The 22,590-nt window shown below is 59.5% G+C and carries 20 protein-coding genes; 13 read left to right on the top strand and 7 right to left on the bottom strand.

Translation table 11 applies throughout. The annotated features are described in order from the left end of the window. Positions 1 to 40 precede the first annotated feature (40 nt). The 7 genes from DWX63_RS05145 to DWX63_RS05115 all read left to right on the top strand — a co-directional run bounded on the left by DWX63_RS05145 (position 41) and on the right by DWX63_RS05115 (position 5,966). Complete coding sequence (locus DWX63_RS05145; protein WP_117843024.1) at positions 41 to 1,264, top strand: peptidylprolyl isomerase; 1,224 nt, start codon at positions 41 to 43, stop codon at positions 1,262 to 1,264. Between the two features lie 54 nt (positions 1,265 to 1,318). Further along, positions 1,319 to 1,762: a GatB/YqeY domain-containing protein gene (locus DWX63_RS05140; RefSeq protein WP_117843023.1), complete on the top strand. Its 444-nt coding sequence runs from the start codon at positions 1,319 to 1,321 to the stop codon at positions 1,760 to 1,762. A gap of 379 nt (positions 1,763 to 2,141) precedes the next feature. Then, positions 2,142 to 2,873, top strand: a complete 732-nt coding sequence (locus DWX63_RS05135) for an amino acid ABC transporter ATP-binding protein (protein WP_055251548.1) — start codon at positions 2,142 to 2,144, stop codon at positions 2,871 to 2,873. 8 nt (positions 2,874 to 2,881) lie between these two features. After that, positions 2,882 to 3,757 (top strand): transporter substrate-binding domain-containing protein, encoded by an 876-nt coding sequence (locus tag DWX63_RS05130; protein WP_117843022.1) that lies wholly within the window; start codon positions 2,882 to 2,884, stop codon positions 3,755 to 3,757. Between the two features lie 25 nt (positions 3,758 to 3,782). Continuing rightward, a complete protein-coding gene (locus tag DWX63_RS05125) occupies positions 3,783 to 4,529 on the top strand; it encodes an amino acid ABC transporter permease (protein WP_117843021.1) in 747 nt (248 codons plus the stop codon). A gap of 3 nt (positions 4,530 to 4,532) precedes the next feature. After that, the gene (locus DWX63_RS05120; protein ID WP_055285379.1) at positions 4,533 to 5,171 is read left to right on the top strand and encodes an amino acid ABC transporter permease; all 639 of its coding nucleotides are present in this window, start codon (positions 4,533 to 4,535) and stop codon (positions 5,169 to 5,171) included. Positions 5,172 to 5,342: 171 nt separating this feature from the next. Next, positions 5,343 to 5,966, top strand: coding sequence for an AAA family ATPase (locus DWX63_RS05115; RefSeq protein ID WP_055285378.1), 624 nt, complete (start codon positions 5,343 to 5,345; stop codon positions 5,964 to 5,966). 461 nt (positions 5,967 to 6,427) lie between these two features. Here the strand turns inward: DWX63_RS05115 and gltA are convergent, their stop codons facing one another. The 6 genes from gltA to glmU all read right to left on the bottom strand — a co-directional run bounded on the left by gltA (position 6,428) and on the right by glmU (position 14,191). Then, complete coding sequence (gene gltA, locus DWX63_RS05110; protein ID WP_006235794.1) at positions 6,428 to 7,837, bottom strand: NADPH-dependent glutamate synthase; 1,410 nt, start codon at positions 7,835 to 7,837, stop codon at positions 6,428 to 6,430. Further along, positions 7,828 to 8,667 carry a sulfide/dihydroorotate dehydrogenase-like FAD/NAD-binding protein gene (locus DWX63_RS05105; protein WP_006235793.1) on the bottom strand — a complete coding sequence of 280 codons (840 nt, stop codon included), beginning with the start codon at positions 8,665 to 8,667 and terminating at the stop codon, positions 7,828 to 7,830. Before DWX63_RS05105 ends, gltA begins: the two co-directional genes overlap by 10 nt. 372 nt (positions 8,668 to 9,039) lie before the next feature. Beyond that, positions 9,040 to 9,669: an aminoacyl-tRNA hydrolase gene (gene pth, locus DWX63_RS05100; RefSeq protein ID WP_199411108.1), complete on the bottom strand. Its 630-nt coding sequence runs from the start codon at positions 9,667 to 9,669 to the stop codon at positions 9,040 to 9,042. Positions 9,670 to 10,020: 351 nt separating this feature from the next. Then, positions 10,021 to 11,148: a hypothetical protein gene (locus tag DWX63_RS05095; protein ID WP_117843020.1), complete on the bottom strand. Its 1,128-nt coding sequence runs from the start codon at positions 11,146 to 11,148 to the stop codon at positions 10,021 to 10,023. A gap of 453 nt (positions 11,149 to 11,601) precedes the next feature. Further along, a complete protein-coding gene (locus DWX63_RS05090; RefSeq protein WP_117776597.1) occupies positions 11,602 to 12,588 on the bottom strand; it encodes a ribose-phosphate pyrophosphokinase in 987 nt (328 codons plus the stop codon). A gap of 190 nt (positions 12,589 to 12,778) precedes the next feature. Further along, positions 12,779 to 14,191 (bottom strand): bifunctional UDP-N-acetylglucosamine diphosphorylase/glucosamine-1-phosphate N-acetyltransferase GlmU, encoded by a 1,413-nt coding sequence (gene glmU / locus DWX63_RS05085; protein WP_117843019.1) that lies wholly within the window; start codon positions 14,189 to 14,191, stop codon positions 12,779 to 12,781. A gap of 199 nt (positions 14,192 to 14,390) precedes the next feature. On the opposite strand from glmU, the gene DWX63_RS05080 reads away from it, so the two are divergent. Continuing rightward, entirely contained in the window at positions 14,391 to 15,278 is an 888-nt protein-coding gene (locus DWX63_RS05080) for an energy-coupling factor transporter transmembrane component T (RefSeq protein WP_233514480.1), read from the top strand. Further along, positions 15,278 to 16,921, top strand: coding sequence for an ABC transporter ATP-binding protein (locus DWX63_RS05075; RefSeq protein WP_117843018.1), 1,644 nt, complete (start codon positions 15,278 to 15,280; stop codon positions 16,919 to 16,921). Before DWX63_RS05080 ends, DWX63_RS05075 begins: the two co-directional genes overlap by 1 nt. A gap of 24 nt (positions 16,922 to 16,945) precedes the next feature. Here the strand turns inward: DWX63_RS05075 and DWX63_RS05070 are convergent, their stop codons facing one another. Next, positions 16,946 to 17,719 (bottom strand): helix-turn-helix transcriptional regulator, encoded by a 774-nt coding sequence (locus DWX63_RS05070; protein ID WP_124785727.1) that lies wholly within the window; start codon positions 17,717 to 17,719, stop codon positions 16,946 to 16,948. A 210-nt stretch (positions 17,720 to 17,929) separates the two neighbouring features. Between DWX63_RS05070 and DWX63_RS05065 the strand changes: the two genes are divergently transcribed. From DWX63_RS05065 to DWX63_RS05050, 4 genes are all read left to right on the top strand, one after another. Continuing rightward, entirely contained in the window at positions 17,930 to 19,141 is a 1,212-nt protein-coding gene (locus DWX63_RS05065; protein WP_117843017.1) for a nitrate/nitrite transporter, read from the top strand. Between the two features lie 2 nt (positions 19,142 to 19,143). Continuing rightward, a complete protein-coding gene (locus DWX63_RS05060) occupies positions 19,144 to 20,790 on the top strand; it encodes an amidohydrolase (RefSeq protein ID WP_117778673.1) in 1,647 nt (548 codons plus the stop codon). 14 nt (positions 20,791 to 20,804) lie between these two features. Next, a complete protein-coding gene (locus DWX63_RS05055; RefSeq protein WP_158559616.1) occupies positions 20,805 to 21,995 on the top strand; it encodes an MFS transporter in 1,191 nt (396 codons plus the stop codon). Positions 21,996 to 22,073: 78 nt separating this feature from the next. Further along, the gene (locus DWX63_RS05050; protein WP_117843015.1) at positions 22,074 to 22,511 is read left to right on the top strand and encodes a hypothetical protein; all 438 of its coding nucleotides are present in this window, start codon (positions 22,074 to 22,076) and stop codon (positions 22,509 to 22,511) included. Positions 22,512 to 22,590 lie beyond the last annotated feature (79 nt).

Below are 22,590 nucleotides of genomic sequence, written 5' to 3'. Positions count from 1 at the left end.
ACAATGGCGTTTGTTCGATTCGTTATGCGAAAGGCCAACTATGGCAAATAAGAAAAAGAACCCCGCACCCGAGCCGACGCCCGAGCAGCAGGCTCGCGCCGCCTCCAGCTCTCGCAAGAAGCAGCGCAAGACCCGCGTGTCCAAGACCGTCAAGATCGTTCTGGTGGTCATCGGCGTGCTGGCAATGCTGCTTTCCGTCTCGGCCATGGCGTGCTCCGGCCTGATGTCGCAGACCGAAAGCGCCAGCTCGGGCTATAAGCTCACCGGTGGCGTGGCTGCCACTATCAACGGCACCAACCTCACCGAGGACACCGTGACCAAGCAGATCATGAGCATGCGCACGTCCTATGGCTACACCAAGGACAAGGACTGGGCACAGTACCTGGTCGACAACGACCTGACGCCCAAGAAGTACCGCAAACAGCTCATCGATTCCTACGCGCAGCAGATCCTGCTTCAGCAGGCGCAGAAGGAAAACGGCGTGACGGTGTCGGATGAGGAAGTCGAGAAGGCTTGGAAGGACGCGTGCAAGAGCGCGGGCGGCGCCAAGACCTTTAAGAAGACCCTTAAGACTTACGGCTACACCGAGGACACCTATAAGAGCTCGCTCAAGGAGAGCCTGGCGCAGCAAAAGCTCAAGGAAGCCGTGGCGCCCACCAGCAAGCCCAAGGACAGCGAGATCGTCGATTACATCAACGAGAACCTGTCGAAGTACAACGATGCCCGCCGCTCGTCGAACATCCTGATCAAGGTCGATTCCGACGCATCCGACGAGGACAAGGCTGCCGCCAAGGCCAAGGCGCAGGAGTGCCTGGACAAGATTAACTCCGGCGAGCTGAGCTTCGAAGACGCCGTGAAGCAGTATTCCGACGATACCGGTTCCAAGGAGAAGAAGGGCGACGTGGGCTGGGACAAGCTCACCACCTTCGTCGACAGCTATCAGGCGGCGCTCGAAGGCCTTAACAAGGGCGACGTGAGCGACGTCGTCGAGTCGACGTATGGTTACCACATCATCAAGTGCACCGACTACTTCCATGTCGATAGCCAGGTCGATGACATTAAACAGGTGCCCAAGGACATCAAGAAGTATGTCTCCAACGTGGTGAAGACGCAGGCAGAGAGCACTGCGTACAGCGAGTGGCTGGAGCAGTACAAGAAGGACGCCGACATCACCGTTAACCCCATGCCCAAGGACGTGCCGTACAACGTCAGTCTGAAGGGCGTCACCAAGAGTTCGACCGACAATTCGTCGACGACTGAGTAATCATGGGGCGGCGCTCGTGTGAGTGCCGCCCGCACTATTGAGGAGGATTTGCAGATGACCAACGAAGAGCTGCAGAAGGAAATGATTGCGGCCATGAAGGCCAAGGACAAGGTTCGCCTGTCTATCATTCGCCAGGTTAAGGCCGAAGTGAAGAACATCGAGGTCAACGAGCGTCGCGATGTGACCGAGGAAGACGTCAACAGCATGATCAAGCGTCTGATTAAGCAGACGAGCGAGACGCTGGAGATGTCCATCAAGGCCGGCACCGACCAGGAGCGTACCGACAACCTGACCGAGCAGGTCAAGATTCTGGAGAGCCTGCTGCCCGCGCAGGTTTCGGGCGAGGAGCTCGAGGCCCTGATCGAGCAGGTTATCGCCGAGCTGGGTGCCACGTCCAAGAAGCAGATGGGCCAGGTCATGGGCGCGCTCGGCAAGGCCACCGGCGACAACTTCGACAAGCCTGCCGCGGCAAAGATCGTCGGCGCAAAGCTGGCGTAATTTGTTGCGCGGTTTTACCAAACCGCGCAACGGCTCGACGCTGCAAACCCGTACACGCGGCAATCTGACGTTCAATTTCAAGGGCGCGACCATAAGGTCTGCGCCCTTTCATTTCACGTCACCTTGCTCGCGTGTACGGGTTTTCGCTGACTTATGCTCAACAAGGGCGGTTGTATTATTTTCGGCGCTCATTGGGGACAGGCTTAAATGAATGCCCAATGAGCGGGCACTCATTTAAGTCTGTCCCCAATGAGTGCAATGAGCACCAACGAGCAGGTGGAAGGTTGCGGGTTCTTTACGGGAATGTAGTGTGGGCTGCGGAAACGTGGTTCTTTCCGTACAATAGTTCAACTCGTGTAAACGCAGGGAAGGGACATTCATGGCAGACATGATCGAGATTAAGCATCTCAACAAGTACTTTGGCGACCTGCATGTGCTCAAAGATATCAACCTCACCGTCAAGCGCGGCGAGAAGCTCGTAATGATCGGGCCTTCCGGCTCGGGTAAGTCGACGCTCATCCGTTGCGTCGATTATCTGGAGGAGCCCACGTCGGGCGAGGTCATCATCGACGGTACGCCGCTTACCAAAAAGAACCACCTGGAGATGGCTCGCAAGTATAGTTCCATGGTGTTTCAGCAGTTCAACCTGTATCCCAACATGACGGTGCTCGGCAACCTGACGCTCGCGCCCATCAAGCTGCAAAAGAAGAGCAAGGAGGAGGCGACCGAGATCGCCATCGCCGCACTCAAGCGCGTCGGCATGGCGCATAAGGCCGGCGAGTATCCGCAGAATCTCTCGGGTGGTCAGCAGCAGCGCATCGCCATCGCCCGCGCCCTGTGCACCAAGCAGCCCATCATCCTGTTTGACGAGCCGACTTCGGCGCTCGACCCCGAGATGGTCCAGGAGGTTCTGGACGTTATGATTGAGCTCGCGCAGGAGGACATCACCATGATCTGCGTGACGCACGAGATGGGCTTTGCGCGCCAGGTGGCCGACCGCGTCATCTTTATGGAGGACGGCCGCATTCTGGAGGAGGGCACGCCCGAGCACTTCTTCGATAACCCCGAGAACCCGCGCTGCCGCGAGTTCCTGTCCAAGATTCTGCACTAGGCGCGGTGATGGACATGACGGATATGACGAGGGCGGCCGTGTCGCGCCGTCACTTTTTGCAGCTGGCGGGCGCCGGCATGCTTGCGCTGACGGGGACCGCGCTTACCGGTTGCGGCAACTCCACCAGCGGCGAGGGCTTCGACAAGGGGTCCAAGCTTGCGGCCATTAAGTCGCGTGGACATCTGAATGCCGGCGTCAAGAAGGACGTTCCCGGCTATGGCTATTACGACACCGCCAAGGGCCGCTTTGAGGGCATGGAAGTCGATTTGTGCTACCAGATCGCCGCTGCCGTCTTTGGCGTGAGCTACAAGGAGGCCCGCGCCCAGGAGCTTGTCGAGTTTACCGACGTAACGCCCAAGACGCGCGGCCCGCTGATCGATAACGGCCAACTCGACGTGGTCGCGGCGACCTACACCATCACCGACGAGCGCAAGAAGAGCTGGGATTTCTCGACGCCGTACCGCACCGACTACGTGGGACTCATGGTCAAGAAGCGTTCGGGCTTTACCTCGATTGAGGACTTGGACGGCAAGGTCATCGGCGTGAGCCAGGGTGCCACCACGCAGAGCCTGATCGAGCAGATGATCAAGGACAACGGCTTTAGCTGCAAGCCCGAGTTTAGGGCCTTTAGCGGCTATCCCATCATCAAGAGTTCCCTCGACGCCGGCAATATCGACGTCTTTGCCATGGACCGCTCCACGCTGGCCGGTTACATGAACGAGACCGTTGAGCTGCTGCAGCCCGAGGTCAAGTTTGGCGAGCAGGGCTACGGCGTGGCGACCAAGAAGGGCTGCGACCTTTCGGCCGTGGTCGATCAGGTGATTTGCGATCGCCTGGCCGACGGCTGGCTCGACCAAGAGGTCAAGACCTGGGGTCTTGTGTAGGCGCATCGTCCAAGGAAGGAATCAAATGCTCGAAGGATTGTTTGACGCCGACCGCTGGTCGACGACATTTCAAAACATGGGGCCCTTCTGGGAGGGCTTTGGCGTGACGCTGCAGGTGGTCGTTGCCGGCCTGCTGCTGTCGCTGGTGCTGGGCACGCTGCTGGGCGTGTTCTCTACCACTCGCTCGCGCGTGCTGCGCGCCATAAGCCGCGTATACGTGGAGTTTTACCAGAACACCCCGTTGCCCGTACAGGTGCTCTTTATGTACATGGCCGGTCCGCAGCTTTTGCAGGCCATAACCGGTGCCGACCAGCCGGTGCGCATCGCGCCGTTCGTGCTGGGCTTCTTGGGCGTGGGTCTGTATCACGCGGCCTACATTTCGGAGGTCATCCGCACCGGTATCGAGGCGGTTCCGCGCGGTCAGATGGAGGCGGCCCAGAGCCAGGGCTTCACCCGTGCGCAGGCGTACTGGTACATCGTACTGCCCCAGACGTTCAAGATCATTCTGCCGCCGCTGTGTAACCAGGCGCTCAACCTGGTCAAGAACACGTCGGTGCTGGCGCTTGTGGCCGGCGGCGACCTTATGTACCGTTCCGACAACTTTGTGAGTCTGTACGGTTACCTGCAGGGATACATCGTCTGCTGCCTTATGTACTTCATCATCTGCTTTCCGCTCGCCATGCTGGTTCAGTGGCTCGAGCGCCGCTCCAAGGAGCGTCCGCGCGGCGTGAGCCTGGCCGAGCTGGGGCTCGACAACGTAGAGGAGGCCTAGCGCATGGAAATCTTCAACGCGACCAACCTGCTCTACATTTGGGGCGGCTTTGTTAAGACCATCGAGATCTCGGCGCTGTCGATCTTTTTCTCGCTCATCTTTGGTACGGTGCTGGCGCTCGTTAAAAGCTATGCGCCCCGCCCGTTCCGTATTCTGGTGAGCGCCTATATCGAGCTGTTCCGTTGCACGCCGAACCTGCTGTGGATCCTATTTATCTACTTTACGGTGCAGGGTTTGGACATTGTGATTTCGACCATCGCCTTTACGCTGTTTACCAGCGCCGTTATGGCCGAGATTGTGCGCGGCGGCCTCAACTCGATTCCGCGCGGCCAGTTTGAGGCGGCGCAGAGCCAGGGCTTCGGCTTCTTTGCCACCATGCGCTACATCATTCTGCCGCAGACGTTTAAGACGATCATTCCGGCGCTGTTTAGCCAGTGCACGACCGTCATTAAGGACAGCTCGTATCTTTCGGGTATTAACGTGGCCGAGCTCATGTACACGGCAAACGTCGTGATGGCCCACGCGATCGACCTGTCGCAGGTGCTTATGCTCTACGGCCTGGTGTTTGCGATGTACTTTGTGCTCAACTTTGGTATCTCGCTGCTGGTGAGGGCGTATCAACGCCGTATTGTGGCCGCATAGTCCTGCTTCCCCAAGCACGGCACCTTGCCCCTCAATCGTCGCTTGCGTACATTTAGTACGCGGCGCTCCTCTTTCGGGGCAATCTGCCGCACTTGGGAAACCGGGACGGTCGTAAGTGACAAAATGGGAATCAGGAATCGCCTATTTCTCATTTGTTAGAAAGGAATCGCGATGAGCGATCTGGAGAATAAGAAGAATCCTGTGGTCATTACCATCGCGCGCGACTTTGGCGCCGAGGGCCACGAGATTGGTCGCATGCTTGCCGACGAGTTGGGGATTCCGCTGTACGATAACGAGCTGCTGGTACGTGCGTCGCTGCGCGCGGGCGAGTCACTCGACAAGATGGCCGCTTACGACGAACGCCTGGCCGTGGAGAACATGGCGTTTCTGCCCGACCGCTACGATGCGCGTTCGTACTCGGACAAGTTGTTCCAAAAGATGAGCCAGGTGATCTTGGACCTGGGCGAGACCGAGAGCTGCATTATCGAGGGTCGTCTGTCCGATTATCTGCTGCGCAACAATCCCAACCACATCGCCGTGCTGGTGACCGCTCCTTTTGAGGACCGCGTCGAGATCGTGCGCAAGAAGCGTGGCCTCAACAAAAAGAAGGGCGCCAAGCTGGTCAAGCAGCAGCAGAAGGCACGCGAGGCATTTTACAAGCGCTACAGCGCCGGCAAGTGGAAGATGACGAGCGGTAAAGACATCGTCGTCAACCGCGCCAAGCTGGGCCGCGAGGGCTGCAAAGACGTTATCGCCGCTGCCTACCGCTACAAAGTAGCGCAGCTCGAAGACTAACCGACCAAAAACCACCGCAAAGGGTACAGGCACCTTTGTGGTGGTTTTGGTTTTAGGCCGAGGGGAAGGCCTTGGCGGCAGTGCCTATCCTCGGCTTTTGCATAGTCTCGATCTGTAACACCAAGCCAGCGAAAATGGCTCTAACTGTTACAGATTGAGATGAACCGTTCGGCCGTCAGCCCAACGTCTTGATCTGTAACACCAGGCGGCATATTTGGTCTCTAACTGTTACAGATTGAGATGCAGCGTGGCCGGCCGGCACAATATCTCAATCTGTAACAACTGCAGGGCTCAACGGACTCCAGCTGTTACAGATTGAGACAAAACGACCGGGCAAGTCCCAAACCACCACAAAGGTGCCTGCCCCATCGTGGTGGTTTGGGCGGCCGGCACAGAAAAAGTCCCCGCCGGGCGTGTGCTCGACGGGGACTTTGCCGTTTGGCGGCTAGTGCTGTAGGTGATTACTCGCCCAGCAGGCTCTTGGTGATGGAGGCAGCGGCCTTCTTGCCGGCGCCCATCGCCAGAATGACCGTAGCGGCACCGGTGACGATGTCGCCGCCGGCCCAGATGCGGGGATCGGTGGTCTGGCCGGTCTCCTCGTCGGCGACGATGTAGCCCCACTTGTTGAGCTCCATCTTGCCGCCGATCTTCTTTGCGAAGGGGTTGGCGTTGGTGCCGATAGCCGAGATCGCGACGTCGCAGGGGATCTCCTCGATGGCGCCCTCGATGGGCACCGGGCGACGACGGCCGGACTCGTCAGGCTCGCCGAGCTCCATCTTCTGGACCTTGACGGCGCACACGGAGCCGTCCTCGCCAGCGACAAACTCGAGCGGGGAGACGAGCGGCAGAACCTCGACGCCCTCGGCCTTAGCATGGTGCAGCTCGGCGCGACGGCAGGGCATCTCGTCCTCGGTACGACGGTAGGCGATGATGGCGTGCTCGGCGCCCAGGCGCTTGGCGGTACGGACGGCGTCCATGGCCACGTTGCCGCCGCCAAAGACAACGACGTTCTTGCCGTGCTTGGTGGGGGTGTCGTACTCGGGGAACTTGTTGGCCTTCATCAGGTTCACGCGGGTGAGGTACTCGTTCGCGAAGAAGACGTTGGGCAGGTTCTCGCCGGGGACGTTGAGGAACTTGGGCAGGCCAGCGCCGGTCGCCACGTAGATGGCGTCGAAGCCCTGCTCGAACAGCTCCTCGGCCGTGGCCATGTTGCCCACGACGGAGTTGTACTCAAACTTGACGCCCATGTCCTCCAAGCCGTCGATCTCGCGCTTGACGACTGCCTTGGGCAGGCGGAACTCGGGGATGCCGTAGACCAGCACGCCGCCGCCGGTGAAGAAGGCCTCGAAGACGGTAACGTCAAAGCCGTTGCGGGCGAGCTCGCCGGCGCAGGTGATGCCGGACGGGCCGGAGCCGACGACGGCGACCTTTTTGCCGTTCTTGGGGGCCATCTTGGGCGTGGAGGCGAGCTCAGGGCGGTCACCCAGGAAGCGCTCGAGCTGGCCGATGGCCACGGGCTCGGACTTCTTGCCACGGATGCACTTGCCCTCGCACTGGTTCTCCTGCGGGCAGACGCGGCCGCAGATGGCGGGAAGCATAGAGTCCTCGCGGATGGTATCGAGGGCGCCGCCGAAGTCCTTCTCGCGAATCTGCTCGATAAAGCGGGGGATGTTGATGTTGACGGGGCAGCCCTCAACACAGAACGGCTTCTTGCAGTTGAGGCAGCGCTCGGCCTCGGCCAGCGCCATCTCCTCGGTGAAGCCCTTGTCGACGGGGCGGAAGTCGCAGGCGCGCTCGGCAGCCGGCTCCTCGTTATCGGGGGTGCGGGGCGACTTCATATCGGCAACGAAACGACCGTTAACTAGTGGCATGCGCAGCTCTTTTCCTCATAGGCCTTGAGGGACTCGCCCTCTTCGGAACGGTAAGCGGCCTGGCGGGCACGAAGGTCATCCCAGTCGACCAGGGTGGCATCGAAGTCGGGGCCGTCGACGCAAGCGAACTTGGTCACGCCGCCCACCTCGACGCGGCAGCAGCCGCACATACCGGTGCCGTCAACCATGATGGGGTTGAGCGACGCGGTGATGGGGGTGTCGTACTTCTGGGCGGTGAGGGTCGAGAACTTCATCATCGGAACGGGGCCGACGCAGAAGACCTGGCTCACGGCCTTGTCCTGCAGCAGGCGCTCCAGTGGAGCGGTGACAACGCCCTGCTCGCCGTAGGAGCCGTCGTCAGTGGTGATGTGGATGTGGTCCTCGTCGAGCAGCTCGCGGAACTGGTCCTCCATGAGCAGGAGGTCCTTGGTGCGGGCGCCCATGATGGCGTGCACCTCGTGACCGGTCTCGACCAGGTGCTTGGCGACCGGGAAGGCAATTGCCAGGCCGACGCCGCCGCCAATGACGGCGCAGGGGCCCTCGGCCATCTCGGTGGGAACGCCCAGCGGGCCCACGACGTCGCGCAGCGACTCGCCGGCCTCGTAGGTGGAAAGCATCTCGGTAGTCTTGCCGATCACCATGAAGATGAATTCGACCCAGCCCTCGTCACCGTTCCAGCCGGCCAGGGTAAACGGGACGCGCTCGCCCGTCTCGTTGGCGCGAACCATGAGGAACTGTCCAGCGTGCGCATGCTTGGCGATTGCGGGCGCCTCGATGCGGAACTTGAACACCTTCTCAGAGAACTGCGTCTTCTCCAGGATCTTATACATAGAACCCCTCTCTTGTTAGGGCGGCCGAACCGTGCCTCCACGGAAATGGACGGCAGCCCGAGTAAAACCGTACGCGCACAGGCGTTGTGCAGACATACGGTGCAAATTATACCCTCATGGACATGCTGTTTACGTGTGTCTTCGGCGGTTGGGAAAAGGGCTTATCCACTTCGTCCTGCCGAATAGGGGCAGGTTTATTTTGGTCAGTTTTATCAGGTAAAACAGCAAAGGGGGCCGGCCTCGGGTTGTGATGAGGCCGGCCCCCTTTGGGGCGCTATGCGTGTATGGCGGCGCGCGGTTTATCGTGATGCCGCAACTGGGGCGTTTCCGCAGGTAAAACCTGCCAAAAAACCTGCCCCTAAATGATAGGTTTTAGTGCTTGCCGTTGGCGGAGGCGGCACCGTTGACGTGGTCGCGGGCATAGACCACGCCGTGCACGATGGCCAAACCGGCGGCATCTGCGGCGCGGGCGCAGGTGTCCTGGAAGTCCTCGGCCTCGCGGGCGCGCAGCTGCTTGAGCACATAGTCGGCCACGGGCATTTTGCCGGGAGGGTTGCCGATGCCGGTGCGGATACGGCTAAAGTCGCGGCTGCCCATCTTGTCGATGATGGAGCGCAGGCCGTTGTGACCGGCATGGCCTCCGCCCACCTTGACGCGCACGTCACCGGCGGGAATGTCGAGCTCGTCGTGGATGACGAGCAGCTCCTCGGCCTTGATCTTGTACTCGCGGCAGAGCTTGGAGATGGGGCCGCCCGAGGTGTTCATGTACGACTGCGGCTTGACCAGTACAATCTGGCGCTTGCCGCCCTCTTCCTCGGGATCGTTGATGTTGATGAGCGCGACCTCGGCGCCGGCCTGGTTTTTCCAGTACGTGACACCGGCCTGACGGGCCAGCTCGTCAATCGCCTTAAAGCCGGCGTTGTGGCGGGTCTCGGCATATTCCTCGCCAGGGTTGCCAAGCCCGGCAACCATGCGAATCTTGAGCGGCTGTGCAGCTGCCATGTTCATCCTTTCGTTGATTTGTCGCCTGCTATGGTGAGCGACCCTGTTGCCGCTGTCAAATGGAGGGCAATTGAGGTGAGTTGAGGGCGTTTGAGCGGTTGCAGGAAACCGGGGTGGACAGTTAGTTCAGATTTGTATAAAGCAAGAGGCTCTCGGCTGCCAAAATCGGAGACATGGAGCCGTTTCGGTGCTTTGGGGCGCACGTTTTGCGCTATTTCGAAGCCATTCGAGCCTTTAAATGAGGTGATTGGCCCCGAGATGGCAGCAAAGCGCCTTGAAATAAGCCGTCTGTTTATACAAATCTGAACTAACTGTCCAGCCTTGCTCGGCGATGTTGTCGAGATACGCTTTCTAGACCGGCGCGAGGCCGATTCCGGCCCGAAGGGCGTTGAGCCATGCGGCTTGACGTTTGCGATAACCCTTGATGCGATAGCGGAACCGAACCCCAGCGAGTCGATGCATCATTTGTGCGAAGGCTTCGAGCGCAACAAGGTCTTTCATTTGGTCGCGATTGATAACCAGGACGTGGATGCCCATTGCCTTGAGTCCATTATTTCGATTGCCATCGTGGATGCGAGCATTTTGAAGCTCATGCCCAATTCCGTTGTATTCGTTGTCGACTCCGGCTGCCGGGCAATATAGGTCGCAGATGGCATAGGGGATGCCCGAGGACATGTTGACCGCAAGAGTATCGAAGTCGATTCGATGGTTGAGTAGCAGGCCTCCCATGGGCAGGCTGCAACATCCGAATCCGCCAAAGCGCATGGGCGCGCCCAGGACGGCGAACATTAAGGACTCCGCTGGGGATGCGGATCCTGCTCGGGCGAGTCTGACGGCCGTGCGAAACGAGGCGTAGGAGCTACTTTTGGCAAACTGTGCGACTGCCTCGAGCTCATTTATGGTTGTGGCAGGCTCGCATTTGTAGTGCGCCTGTTCGTAGCGGGTTTCGTCTTGCTTTCCGGGTGCCGGCTGGCCGCCATGACAATCAAGATCTTCCATCGCTTCGGAGCTACCGGCCTTGGGCCACGTGTCGTCGTGGGCGATGGGGTAGGTTATCTCGGGCGGAAGGGAGTAGGACCCCAACAGCTCCATGAGAAGCATTAGGACTTTGGCTACAGGCTCATTCCTAGAGCACAACATGGCTGTCATGGCGGGAGACGTTGCGTAGATGTCAGCTTCGATGTGCATGATTGCTTCCGCGGGAAGCGGGGCGGTGATGCTGTGCTGGAGAAGACGTCCGTCGGGCCGTCTGTTGTTGCCGCCGGCAACAAGGAGATCTAGGCGCTCGGAGTCGTCTTCACTCCAGGCGTCAAGCATCGCAAGAGCTACAAAGTCTATGGCGTCCTTGTTGGGAACACAACTTGCAAGGGCTTGGGCCTGTTGCCTGTCATCGATGATGCTCCAAGGAAGCGCAGAGTACGCCCGTCGAGCGCGGCGAATTGCGCGAAGGGCGGAGAAATGTGAGATCACAGTGGTCATAGCTATAAAGTACTAAGCCGTCGGCGAAATGATGCAGCCGTGGCGTTCTTTTCGCTCAAAGGGGCGTCGTGCGCCGCAGACGGTAGCAGATCGTGCGGGGGGCCTTGAAAAGCGGGGCTCAGGGCGCTTGTTTGACCTTGGAGGCATGGATCGAGATAGGTGTTGGACAGTTAGTTCAGATTTGTATAAGACGACTGAAGCGTTCCGCCATTGTCGAAGGGTTCGGTGGGCAAAATAGAGTGAATGGCATAGTGAAGACGTCCATAAGAGGAGAGATTGGCCGAGATTATGCCGGCAGGTGAACCTTTGGCGCATCAAGTGGTCCATGTGGGCGCCCAAGAAAATACAAATTTGAACTAATTGTCCAGGGAAGGTTGGCGAGGGATAGAAAAAGGGTCGGAAGCGAGCTTCCGACCCTTTAAAAGCATCAAAGATGATGCGATGCGTGGCAGGCTACAGCGCGAAGTCGCCGCCGACGAGCGTGGAGACGGGCTCCTCGTGGTAAACGGCGGAGATGGCCTGAGCGAACTCCTCGGCGACCGAGATGGTCTTGATCTTGCCGCCGACCTCGACGGGGATGGCGTCGGTGACGACGCACTCGACGATGGGGGCATCGTTCAGGCGCTCGATGGCCGGACCGGAGAAGATGCCGTGGGTGGCGCAGACGTAGATGTCGCCAGCGCCCATAGCCTTGAGCTCCTTGACGTTGGCGCACAGGGTGCCAGCGGTGTCGATCATGTCGTCGTTGATGATGCAGGTCTTGCCCTTGATGTCACCGATGATGCCCATGACCTCGGCGGCGTTGTGGCGCGGACGACCCTTGTGGGCAATGGCCAGGTCGCAGCCGAGCATATCGGACAGCTTCTTGGCGGCCTTGGCGCGACCCACGTCGGGGGAGACGACAACCAGGTTGTCGGTGTCGAAGTTCATGGCGTTGTAGTACTGGCCAAACAGCGGCAGTGCGGACAGGTGGTTAACCGGGATATCGAAGAAGCCCTGGATCTGGCCCTGGTGCAGGTCGAGGGTGATGATGCGGTTGACGCCGGCACGCTCGAGCAGGTTGGCGACGAGGCGGGCGGTGATGGGCTCGCGCGGGCCGGCCTTGCGGTCCTGGCGGGCATAGCCGTAGTGGGTGATAACGGCGGTGATGGAGCGGGCGGATGCGCGCTTGGCAGCGTCGGTGGCGATGAGCAGCTCCATGAGCATGTCGTTGACGTTGCCGCCGGCCACGGACTGAATCAGGAAGACGTCGGCGCCGCGGACGGTCTCGTCGTAGCGGGCGTAAATCTCACCATTGGCGAACTGCTTTAGCGTAAGGCCCGAAAGCTCGACCCCAAGGTACTCAGCAATCTTCTGAGCGAGGGGACGGTTGGAGGAACCGGAATACACGCGGATGGACTTGCGCATATTCTCCGACTTCTCGGGATCATTAATCGGCATTACCCTTCTCCTTTATATCGAATGCCATATAGATGCCTTGTTGCATTGTAACCGCGCGACGGGGCTTATCGGGTCTTGATAACGTCTTTACCGTCAACGGACACGAACCGACCACTCATCCGGTTGCGCAGGTCACGATAGAAAAAGGAGCCGCCCCCATGGAGCAGCTCCTTTTGTGCTTGGTAAAACGTTAAACCTCGTCGTCCTCGTGCAGGCGGCGGCGGTAATCGGCGGCCCAGCCCTCAATATTTACCTGACGGGCGCGGCCCAGACCAAGTGCGTCGGCCGGGACCGGCTCGGTGATGACGGAGCCGGCGGCCACGAGTGCACCGTCGCCGATCTGGGCGGGCGCGACCATCATGGTGTCGGAGCCAATGAAGGCGTCCTTGCCGATGACGGTCTTGTGCTTGTGCACGCCATCGTAGTTGCAGGTGATGGAGCCCGCGCCCACGTTGACGCCGGAGCCCATGGTGGTGTCGCCGATGTAGGACAGGTGCGGCACCTTGGAGCCCTCGCCGATCGTGGACTTCTTGATCTCCACGTGCGTGCCGGCCTTGGAGCCGTCGAGCATGTGGGTGCCCGGGCGCAGGTAGGCGCGCGGGCCGCAGTCGACGCCGTTCTCGATGACGGCCTCGATGGCGATGGTCTCATCGATGGCGCAGCCGCTGCCGACGGTGGTGTCGGTGAGACGGCTGTTGGGGCCGAGCTGGCATTCCTCGCCCACGGTGACGTGGCCGATCAGGTGCGTCTGCGGCCACACGACGGTGTCGCGGCCGATGACGGCGTCGGGGCCGATCCAGGCCTGCGTGGGGTCGATGAAGGTGACGCCCTCGGCCATCCAGTGCTCGTTGATGCGGTCGCGAGCGATGGCAGTGAGCTGCGCGAGCTGGATGCGGCTGTTGACGCCCAGGCCATCGCGGTAGTCGTCGCAGTGGAAGATGGAGACCGCCTGGCCATGGCCTTTGAGGATCTCGAGCATGTCGGGCAGGTAGTACTCGGCCTGCGCGTTGTCGTTGCCGATCTCGTCAATGTGGGCGGCGAGCTGCGCGCCGTCGAAGGCGTAGCAGCCGGCGTTGCACTCCAGCAGCGTGGCGGCCTGCTCGGGCGTGCAGTCCTTCTGCTCGATGATGCGCTCGATCTGACCATCGGCGCCCAGCTTGATGCGGCCGTAGCCGAAAGGATCGGGCGGGGTCATGGTCATGACGGTGCAGGCGAGCTCGCCGGTGGCGACGGTCTGCGCGAACTTGGCGACGGTGTCGGCGGTGATGAGCGGCAGGTCGCCGTTGAGCACGACGACCGGACCCTCGGCGATGCCGCAGGCCTCGAGCGCGACCTTCACGGCGTGACCGGTGCCCAGACGCTCGGTCTGCTCGACGCACTCGACCTTGGTGGCGCTGTTGGCGTAGGCGCCGTCGATGAGGGCGCGCATCTCGTCGGCGTGGCTGCCGATGACAACCACGACGCGGCTGCAGCCGGCCTTGATGGTAGCGTCGACGATCCACTGGACCATGGGCTTACCCAGGATCTTGTGCGAAACCTTGCAGTGGTTCGACTTCATGCGGGTGCCCTCGCCGGCAGCGAGGATAATTGCGGTTGCGTCCATGTGATCTCCTGTTACGTTATAGAGACGTGTGTTTGGAAACGATACACGGCGCAATATGATACCGCAGGCATATGACGAGCGCGTAACGATTGGTTTGCGGCGGTTGAGGCTTGCACCGCCGGCGTGGCGTTTGCACTGCGTGCGTGCGGCGTTGGCGGTGCTGCGGAGCTGTTGTTTGAGCGAGGGAACGGGGGTGCCCGTGGACAACATACGAGAGGAGTTTGGCGGCGAGCCCGTCGCGGCATTCTCGATGTCGCATCCGGCTGTGCCGGCACTCTATATAGTGCTGACGCTGGGGCTCACTATGTTCTCGATGCAGCCGGTACTGATTGCGCTGTCACTTGCGGGCGGGCTGGCGTATGGATTTGCGACGCGTGGGGCTGCCCGCACGCTGGGCGCGCTCCGCTGGCAGCTGCCGGTGATTTTGATCGTCGCGGTGCTCAATCCGCTGTTTAGCGCCTCGGGCTCGACGGAGCTGTTCCGTATTGGCATGCGCGCGGTGTATCTGGAGAGCATGGTATACGGCCTGTGCATGGGCGGGCTGTTTGTGGCGAGCGTGCTGTGGTTTGAGGCGGCGGCGTCGATGCTCGAATACGACAAGGTGCTCGCGCTGCTGGGCAATGCCGCACCGGTGATTGCGCTCATGATCTCGATGTGCATGAGGCTTATCCCGCAGTTTTTGCGCCGCGGTCGTACGGTGCTGGCGGTGCAGGATGCGATTGATGTGCCGGGCAGCGCGCCGGCCGACCCCGTACGCTCGCGCCTGCGGGCGTCGAGCGTGTTGATGGGCTGGGGCATGGAAGATTCGCTGGAGCGCGCGGACGCGATGCGCTCGCGCGGGTGGGGTGCCGCGACGCGTCGTACGACGTATGCGCGGTATCGACTGGGGCGCAGCGACGTTGCCGCGCTGGCCGGGCTCGCACTGTTTGGTGCTGTCGCGGTGGCGGTGGCGTGGACCGCGACGACGCAGTATTCGTTTTATCCGCAGCTCTCGGTTCCGGCGCCGTGGCTGGGCTATGTCGTGTACGCTGCCTGGATGATGCTGCCTTGCGCGTTGCACGCGATTGATGAGAAGAGGTTTGGCTGATGGCTCGGTTGGATAGGGGCCCGGTGTCGGGCGCGGCGTGCGGCCCGGATATTCCGGCGATTGAGGTGCAGGGCCTTAGTTTTGCCTATCCCGGGGCCGAGGCACCGGTGCTCGAGGGGCTTGATTGGCGTGTTCCCCAAGGTGCATTTGCGCTGCTTGTTGGCGGTACCGGTTCGGGCAAGTCGACGCTGCTGTCGCTGCTCAAGCCCGAGATCGCGCCGGCGGGCGAGCGCACTGGTGATGCGCGCGTGCTGGGCGAGAACGTTGCCGACATGGACGTGCGGGCATCGGCGGAGCGCGTGGGCTATGTGTTCCAGGATCCCGAGAACCAGATCGTGTGCGAAACCGTGTGGCACGAGATGGCGTTTGGCCTGGAAAACTTGGGGCTAGCACGTGATGAGATGCGCCGTCGCGTAGCTGAGACCAGCTATTTCTTTGGTCTGGAGGACTGGCTTCATCGCGATACTGACACGCTTTCGGGCGGCCGCAAGCAGCTGCTGTCGCTTGCCGCCGTCCTGGCGCTGCGTCCGCGTGTGCTGCTACTCGACGAGCCCACGTCTCAGCTCGATCCCGTTGCCGAGAAGAATTTTCTGCACGCGCTGTTTCGCGTGAACCGTGAGTTGGGCTGCACGGTTGTTGTGGCTACGCATCAACCGCGCCCAATGCTCGAGTATGCGACGTGTGCGTACCGGATTGAGGACGGTCGCGTGCGCGAGGTGGCGGATATGGCTTCTTTGGGACGCCGAGAATCGTTGTTTTCCGACGACATGTTGGGGTGGGGTGCCGTCCGATGTGCAAAAAACGGAGTATTCAGCGGGCGTGAGGACAATTTGGGCTCTCTGGAGCCGCCCGGGGACGTATCGAGCGCGAAAAAAAGTTCGGAATTGGACAAATCGTCCGAATTTGTGGCGCAAACGTCGCTCGAGAACGGCTCGGAAGCCTTCCCGCGCACGGATGGGAGCAGAATACTCCAAAAAATGCACGGCGGGTCGGCTACCACCCTGGCAGGGAGCTGGTTTCGCTACGATCGCGCGGGCGGCTGGGTGCTGCGCGGGCTCGACGTGGCGTTTTCGGCCGGTGCGGTGCATGCGATCGTGGGCGGCAACGGATGCGGTAAGTCGACGATGCTCTCGGTGCTGGCGAAGACCGCCAAGCTGCAGCGCGGCCGCATGGTGCGCGGAGCGGCCTCGGCGGCGCTGCTGCCTCAGAACCCCAAAGCATTGCTGGTTGCCGAGACGGTTCACGATGAGCTGATGGAATGGGCCTCGACCTGCGGATATGACGAGAACTTGGCGCGGGAGCGTGCAGCGAGCTTGGGGCTGTCGGGTCTGGATGGGCGCCATCCGTACGATCTTTCGGGCGGGCAGCGTCAACTGCTTGCATTGGCAAAACTGCTGCTAATTGGCCCCGAACTGCTATTGCTCGATGAGCCCACCAAGGGTCTAGACCTGTTCAGTCGCCGCATCATCGCCCGCGCCCTGCGTGACCATGCGAAGGCTGGCGGCACCGTCATCATGGCCACGCACGATTTGGACTTTGCCGAGCAGGTAGCCGATGACATTGCCATGATGTTTGACGGTGAGATTGCCTGCATGGAGCCGCCGGCCGACTTCTTTGCCGACAACGTGTTTTATAGGGCGTGAGCGGGTTCGCGGGCGAGAACGGTCTTACTGCTTGAGCGCCGTGTACTGCTGAAGGAGCGCCATGAGCCCAACGCGGCTGTTGACCTGTGTTTTTCGAAAGATGTTCTCCAGATGCTTTTTAACGGTGCCGGTGCTGATAGATAGCTCTTCGGCGATGGCCGCATTGTCCATGCCCGATAACACGCAACGACACACATCGATTTCGCGCGCTGAGACGTCGTAGTCGTGAGCAAATACGATTTCAGACGAACTGCGATCGGCGCGTACACGCCATTTTGATAGTCGGTTTGTGAGGTGCGGTTCGATGAGCTCAAGGATTTGAACTTCACGATCGCTAAAGTCGCCTTCTTCTTTCTTGCGATTAAGATTGAGCGATCCCAAAAAGCCCTCGTCATTAAAGAAACTGACGTTGACGACGTGGCGGCCGCCAAGATAATCCTTCATATAACTGCTGTCGATATCGCCAGGGCTGAGCTGATCGGACTCGCGCAGCACCGTCGAGCGCGTAAGATTGCGGTGGGCGACGATCATGTCCTGCTGCCAGTACTTTTCGGTGTAGAGCTCGAGCATCCCAGCGGGGACATCGATGCCAAGAGGGTCAAGAAAGACGCGCGTTTTCCATTCTTGCGGGGTGGATACGAGATCCCTGGAAAGGTCGCTCAGGAAAAATGCAGCCGACTCGTAGGGGATGAGAAAACGCAGCTTTTTGAGGACGGTCGAGCGAAACTCGCGGTCGCTGTCGATGGAATTAATCGAAAGCACGAGATCGTTTAAGCAGAGCCATTCAGAATCGGACAAAAAGCTCAAGATGACCTCCGATGAGATTGCGTAGTGGTTTAGCTGGCATTTTAGTTAATTTGCGTAGAGATACTACTCCTTTTTTCGAATGATGATAAGCCGTTAGCCGAATGGTTTCGGTGAGGGGCCAATCGCAAAATATGAATACCTAAGAGCCAGGGCCCGGTTCTCCAAGCTGTTTGATTATTCCGACTTATTAAAGGAGTCATCATGGAAGAGAAGCTTCCTTCATGGCGTTGGGCGATTGTTTCAGTCGTTTGCTTGCTGTGCTTTATGGCTAACTACATGCAGTACCAGGTCTCAGCACTCGCCGTCGAGGTCATGCCTATGCTCAATATCGATACCGTCGGCTTTTCGATGCTGTTCCTCGTTCCTATGCTTACCGCCGTTTTCTTCTCAATTCCGCTGGGTGCCCTTGGTGACCGTATCGGTTCTAAGAAAGTTGTCACGGTTTGCACCGCAATTTCGGTTGCCGGCGGTTTTCTCCGTTGCTTTACGCTCGATTCGTTCACGATGCAGATGGCATCGATGTTCCTGATTGGCATGGGAATCTCGGCACTCAACGCCAACCTCATCAAGGTGCTCGGCACCTGGTTCCGTGAACAGACTGGTTTCGCCATGGGCTTGTTCTACGCGGCTTCGTGCGTTGCCATCGTTGTCGCTCAGATCTGTGCTGGCTTGTTCGGCAGCGTCTTTAACTCTTATATGGTCGCTGCTGTCGTCATGACCATCTCCTGGGTTCTTTGGATTGTGCTTGACCGGGATGTTCCCGAGGGGCAATCGCTCCCCGAACCCGAGCCCGTGCTCGACTACCTTAAGGTTGCTATCAAGAGTCCTGGCGTGTGGCTAATCTCCATCGGCGTCGGTTTTGGACTTGCCTCTACCACTGCCTATGCCGGTTTCCTGCCTCAGGCGCTTCAGCTTGGCAAGGGCATAGACGTCGCCACTGCTGGTTTCATGGCCGCAATTGTTACCGTTGGCAGCTTTTTCGGCTGCATCGTTGGGCCTGCGTTCTGCGATAAGCTTGGAAAGTTCAAGGGTTTTCTCATCGTCACTACTCTCATCGGTGCCATATCGATGTTCGTGACGTGGTACACCCCGGTCGGCTTCCTTCTGTGGACGATTTTGGTCATCAATGGCTTCTTTACCGCCATCAACGGCCCGATTATGCAGTCCATGCCCGTTCTCCTTCCCGAGATTGGTGATAAGTATGCCGGTTCCGCTGGCGGTATCGTGGGCACCATCTCCCTGCTCATGAGCTATTTCCTGCCCATCGGTATCTCTGCCGTTGCTGGTGCCGACTACACTGTGAACATGGGTCTCGAGAGCCTCTGCTTCCTGCTTTCCGTAGTTCCGGTTTTCTTCCTGCCCGAGCTCGGCCGCAAGGCCATGCAGGCTGCCGCCGCTAAGGATGGTGAGTAGCCATGGAGGCGGTAGTTCCCGCTGATATCGTCCTCAAGACGACGGCGTTGTTTACTGCCGAGGAACTTGAGCCTCACGCCGGATGCGTTGCAGTTCGCGGCAGCGAGATCGTGGCTGTGGGCTCGCCCGACAAGGTGCAGCCGTTTATCGGTCCCGATACCGAGGTCATTGACGCCGGCAACAAACTGGTCATGCCCGGATTCAACGATTCACACATGCACTTTGCGCTCGGCTCAATCCAGAAGGATGAAGACTTCTGTTGCGATCTGATGTTTCTGCCGAGCGAGCGGGCTTGCGTGGATGCTGTTGCCAAGTTTGCCGCCGAGCATCCTGACAATCCGTGGATTTACGGTCAGGGCTGGTATTCGCCCGCGTGGGAAAACCCGACTGACCCTGATTGCCGCAGCCTCGATGCGCTCGATATCGACCGCCCAATCGTGCTCTCGGACTTTTCAATGCACGTGGTGTGGTGCAATACTGCCGCGCTCAGGGCGGTCGGTATCGACCGCAATACCCCGACGCCTGAAGGTGGCCTTATCCGCCACTTTGACAACGGCGAGCCCAATGGCTTTCTGTCCGAGCCCCAGGCGACGAACATCTTGCTCGATGTTGTGCTCAACAAACCGGACCTTGATGCGTCGTTGCTCAAGTCGATGCGCAAGTTCAACAAGCTCGGCATCACTTCGATTGGTGATATGTATCCTTTGGGCGTGACCACGCCCGGCGTGTACGACATCTATGACCGTCTGGCGAGCGAGGACCTGAGCACGCTGCGCATCAGCTACTATTCTGCGCTCGATGCTCCGATGGCAGAGTCGCAGGCGCTGCGTGCGCGTCATCACAGCGAGCGCGTGCGCATGGCGGGTCTCAAGTACATTTTGGACGGCTGCCCCGAGGCCTACACGGCCTACATGCACGAGCCGTATCTTAACGCCCCCACGGGAAAGGACTTCCGCGGCGAGCCGGCGTGCAACCAGGAGACGCTTGACTGTATGGTGCTCGAGGCCAACAAGAATGGTTTCGATGTTCGTATCCATGCTATCGGCGACGCATCGGCCACGATGATTATCGATGCCGTCGAGCGTGCCGAGGAGGTGTGCGGCAACAAGGGGGCGCGTTTTGCTATCGAGCATACAGATAACCTGAAGCTCGAGGATATTGCTCGCATGAAGCGCCTGGGCATTAATGCTGCGATTCAGCCGCAGCATCCCATCGGAGGCCTTGGGCAGGGCGTGTACGAGGAGTCTCTTGGCGAAGAGCGCATGAGCCACATGTGGCGCTATAGGGAAGAGGCCGATGGTGGAATCCACTTAGGGCTTGGTACTGACTGGCCTGCGGTGATGTCAATCGATCCTATCGATACCGTGTATGCTGCGGTGACGCGTAGCGAGTTTGACGGGCACCCGGCGGAGGGATACTTCCGCGAGAATGCCCTGACGCTCGGCGAGACGCTGCAAGCGCACACGCTCGGCTCAGCATATGTCGAGGGCTTTGAGCGCCGTTTGGGCAGCCTTGCCGCCGGCAAGCTTGCCGATATCGTCATCCTGTCGGGCAATCCGTTTGAAATGAACCCGATGGCGCTTCGCGATCTCGAAGTCGAGACGACGATCTTTAACGGACGCGTCGTCTATCGCAAGGATGAAGCATAGATAGGGTGATGAACGTGAGCAAAGGGACGGTCGAAAAATATGTCCTGCTGTTTGTGGTATGCGGCATCGTGTTTGCTGCGAACTACGCGCAGTATCAGGTGTCGGGATTGGCACATCTGGTTGTGTCGGACCTGCATCTGACCTCGGCCGAGTTTTCAGCCGTCCTGTTTGCCCCGTTTGTTCCTGCCGTTGTATTCGGCATGCCTGTCGGCGTTTGCGCCGATCGATATGGCGTGAAGGTGCTCGTATTCATCGCATCGGCGATTTCTGCAATTGCAGCGGTTGCTCGCGCGGAGTGCGCATCGTTTGCGACGCTGTTCACGGCGACCATGCTTCTGGGCGCGGCACCATGCGTCGTGAATGCCATCGTTCTAAAAGTGCTTGGTTCCGCTTTTGGCGGAGAAACCGATAGGGCCATGGGATGGTTCTACGCTGCGGGGTCGGGCGGAATCGCCTGCTCGCTTGCAACCTCTCCTCTCTTTGCAACGCCCGGACGAGCATATGCCCTTGCTGCCGTTTTATTTGCCGTGTTTGGATTGCTGTGGCTGCTGGTTGCGCCATCGGCAGATGTTCTGCAGGCTGCAGATGGCCTTGGCGTTCAGGGTGCGGAGCCTGCTTCGTCGTCGGCAAGTGCGTTTGCGACGGTAATCAAGATGCCGATGGTTTGGCTCGTGGCGATACTGCTTGGAGTCGCCCTTGCATCGGCTACGGCGTACTCGGGTTATCTTGTCTCGGCACTTGAGGTTTCAACCGAACCCCAGGTCGCCGGGCTTCTTGCCTCTTTCGTGACGCTTGGGTCGATTGTCGGCAGCGTGGCCGGTCCCTACGCGCGAGCGCAATTTGGCGACTATCGCGTGTTTATGGCCATCGCGGCAATGGTGGGGAGTGCCCTTATGTGGGCCGGAGAGGCTTTTGTCTCTCGGCCTTCTGTCGGGCTCATGTTTGCGATTGGTGTTTCGACTGCCGTCGCCGGTCCGGTCGTTCAGTCGCTACCCTACATGTTGCCCGAGGTGCGCGAGGGGCTTGCAGGAAGCGCCGGTGGCGTGGTGAGCACCGTTTCGCTGGGGCTTACGTTTTTGATTCCCGTGGCCCTCTCCTTCTGCATTGGCGAGAGCTATGAAACGCTTCTATTTGGGTGCGCTGTTTTGTTTGGCGCGACGGCGCTGGCGTCTCCATTCCTGCCGTCTCCCGATTCACTTATGTAACACCTGTTTTCGCCCTTTGGGCCTGTCCGACAAGGGCAAAAGGAGTTGGTCTACTTGACACTAAAAAAGAGTACCGCTGTGACCATTCTCAACGGCATCGTTAATCCTCTATTCATGTGTTCATTTCTGCCGATTGTTGAGGGAAAGCCTAGCTTAGATTTTCAGGGACTTACTGGTTTCTGGGGGCAGCTTATTCTGGCCATCGGTATTGCACAGTTCGTGGGTTTTTTGCCGCTCTTTGGCAAAGCAATTGAGACGTGCGTTGAGTTTTTTGGTTTTGATCGGAACACTCCGGGCGCACGGATTTGCGGAACCGTTGTGGGCGCCACTCTGCTCTTCTGCATTATCGGGCTATTTGAAGTCGCGTTTCAGTCAGGCGTTGGCGTTATCGACGGTGTGCCGTTTTTCTCGCGTTGGGTTCGCCTCGTGGTGGGCGGATGGGCCTTTGTCGTTGTGGGCGGCTTGCTGTTTGATCCTTTTGTCGCGGCCATTGCCGCTAAGGTTACGGGCAAATAGCGCAAAACCGGACACGTGGCGAAAACCTGATCGAATGGCAACTAAAGCCGGCCGGGAGATTGGCCGGCCTCTTTTTTGC

Origin of the sequence: Collinsella sp. AF20-14LB (assembly GCF_003459505.1) — a bacterium.
Classification (GTDB): Bacteria; Actinomycetota; Coriobacteriia; order Coriobacteriales; family Coriobacteriaceae; genus Collinsella.
Note: the sequence above shows the minus strand (reverse complement) of the source record. Positions and strands in the feature narration are given on the sequence as shown.

Coding starts and splice junctions, on each gene's coding strand:
- DWX63_RS05145 (WP_117843024.1), top strand. CDS start 41: ATGGCAAATAAGAAAAAGAACCCCGCACCCGAGCCGACGCCCGAGCAG.
- DWX63_RS05140 (WP_117843023.1), top strand. CDS start 1,319: ATGACCAACGAAGAGCTGCAGAAGGAAATGATTGCGGCCATGAAGGCC.
- DWX63_RS05135 (WP_055251548.1), top strand. CDS start 2,142: ATGGCAGACATGATCGAGATTAAGCATCTCAACAAGTACTTTGGCGAC.
- DWX63_RS05130 (WP_117843022.1), top strand. CDS start 2,882: ATGGACATGACGGATATGACGAGGGCGGCCGTGTCGCGCCGTCACTTT.
- DWX63_RS05125 (WP_117843021.1), top strand. CDS start 3,783: ATGCTCGAAGGATTGTTTGACGCCGACCGCTGGTCGACGACATTTCAA.
- DWX63_RS05120 (WP_055285379.1), top strand. CDS start 4,533: ATGGAAATCTTCAACGCGACCAACCTGCTCTACATTTGGGGCGGCTTT.
- DWX63_RS05115 (WP_055285378.1), top strand. CDS start 5,343: ATGAGCGATCTGGAGAATAAGAAGAATCCTGTGGTCATTACCATCGCG.
- gltA (WP_006235794.1), bottom strand. CDS start 7,837: ATGCCACTAGTTAACGGTCGTTTCGTTGCCGATATGAAGTCGCCCCGC.
- DWX63_RS05105 (WP_006235793.1), bottom strand. CDS start 8,667: ATGTATAAGATCCTGGAGAAGACGCAGTTCTCTGAGAAGGTGTTCAAG.
- pth (WP_199411108.1), bottom strand. CDS start 9,669: ATGGCAGCTGCACAGCCGCTCAAGATTCGCATGGTTGCCGGGCTTGGC.
- DWX63_RS05095 (WP_117843020.1), bottom strand. CDS start 11,148: ATGACCACTGTGATCTCACATTTCTCCGCCCTTCGCGCAATTCGCCGC.
- DWX63_RS05090 (WP_117776597.1), bottom strand. CDS start 12,588: ATGCCGATTAATGATCCCGAGAAGTCGGAGAATATGCGCAAGTCCATC.
- glmU (WP_117843019.1), bottom strand. CDS start 14,191: ATGGACGCAACCGCAATTATCCTCGCTGCCGGCGAGGGCACCCGCATG.
- DWX63_RS05075 (WP_117843018.1), top strand. CDS start 15,278: ATGGCTCGGTTGGATAGGGGCCCGGTGTCGGGCGCGGCGTGCGGCCCG.
- DWX63_RS05065 (WP_117843017.1), top strand. CDS start 17,930: ATGGAAGAGAAGCTTCCTTCATGGCGTTGGGCGATTGTTTCAGTCGTT.
- DWX63_RS05060 (WP_117778673.1), top strand. CDS start 19,144: ATGGAGGCGGTAGTTCCCGCTGATATCGTCCTCAAGACGACGGCGTTG.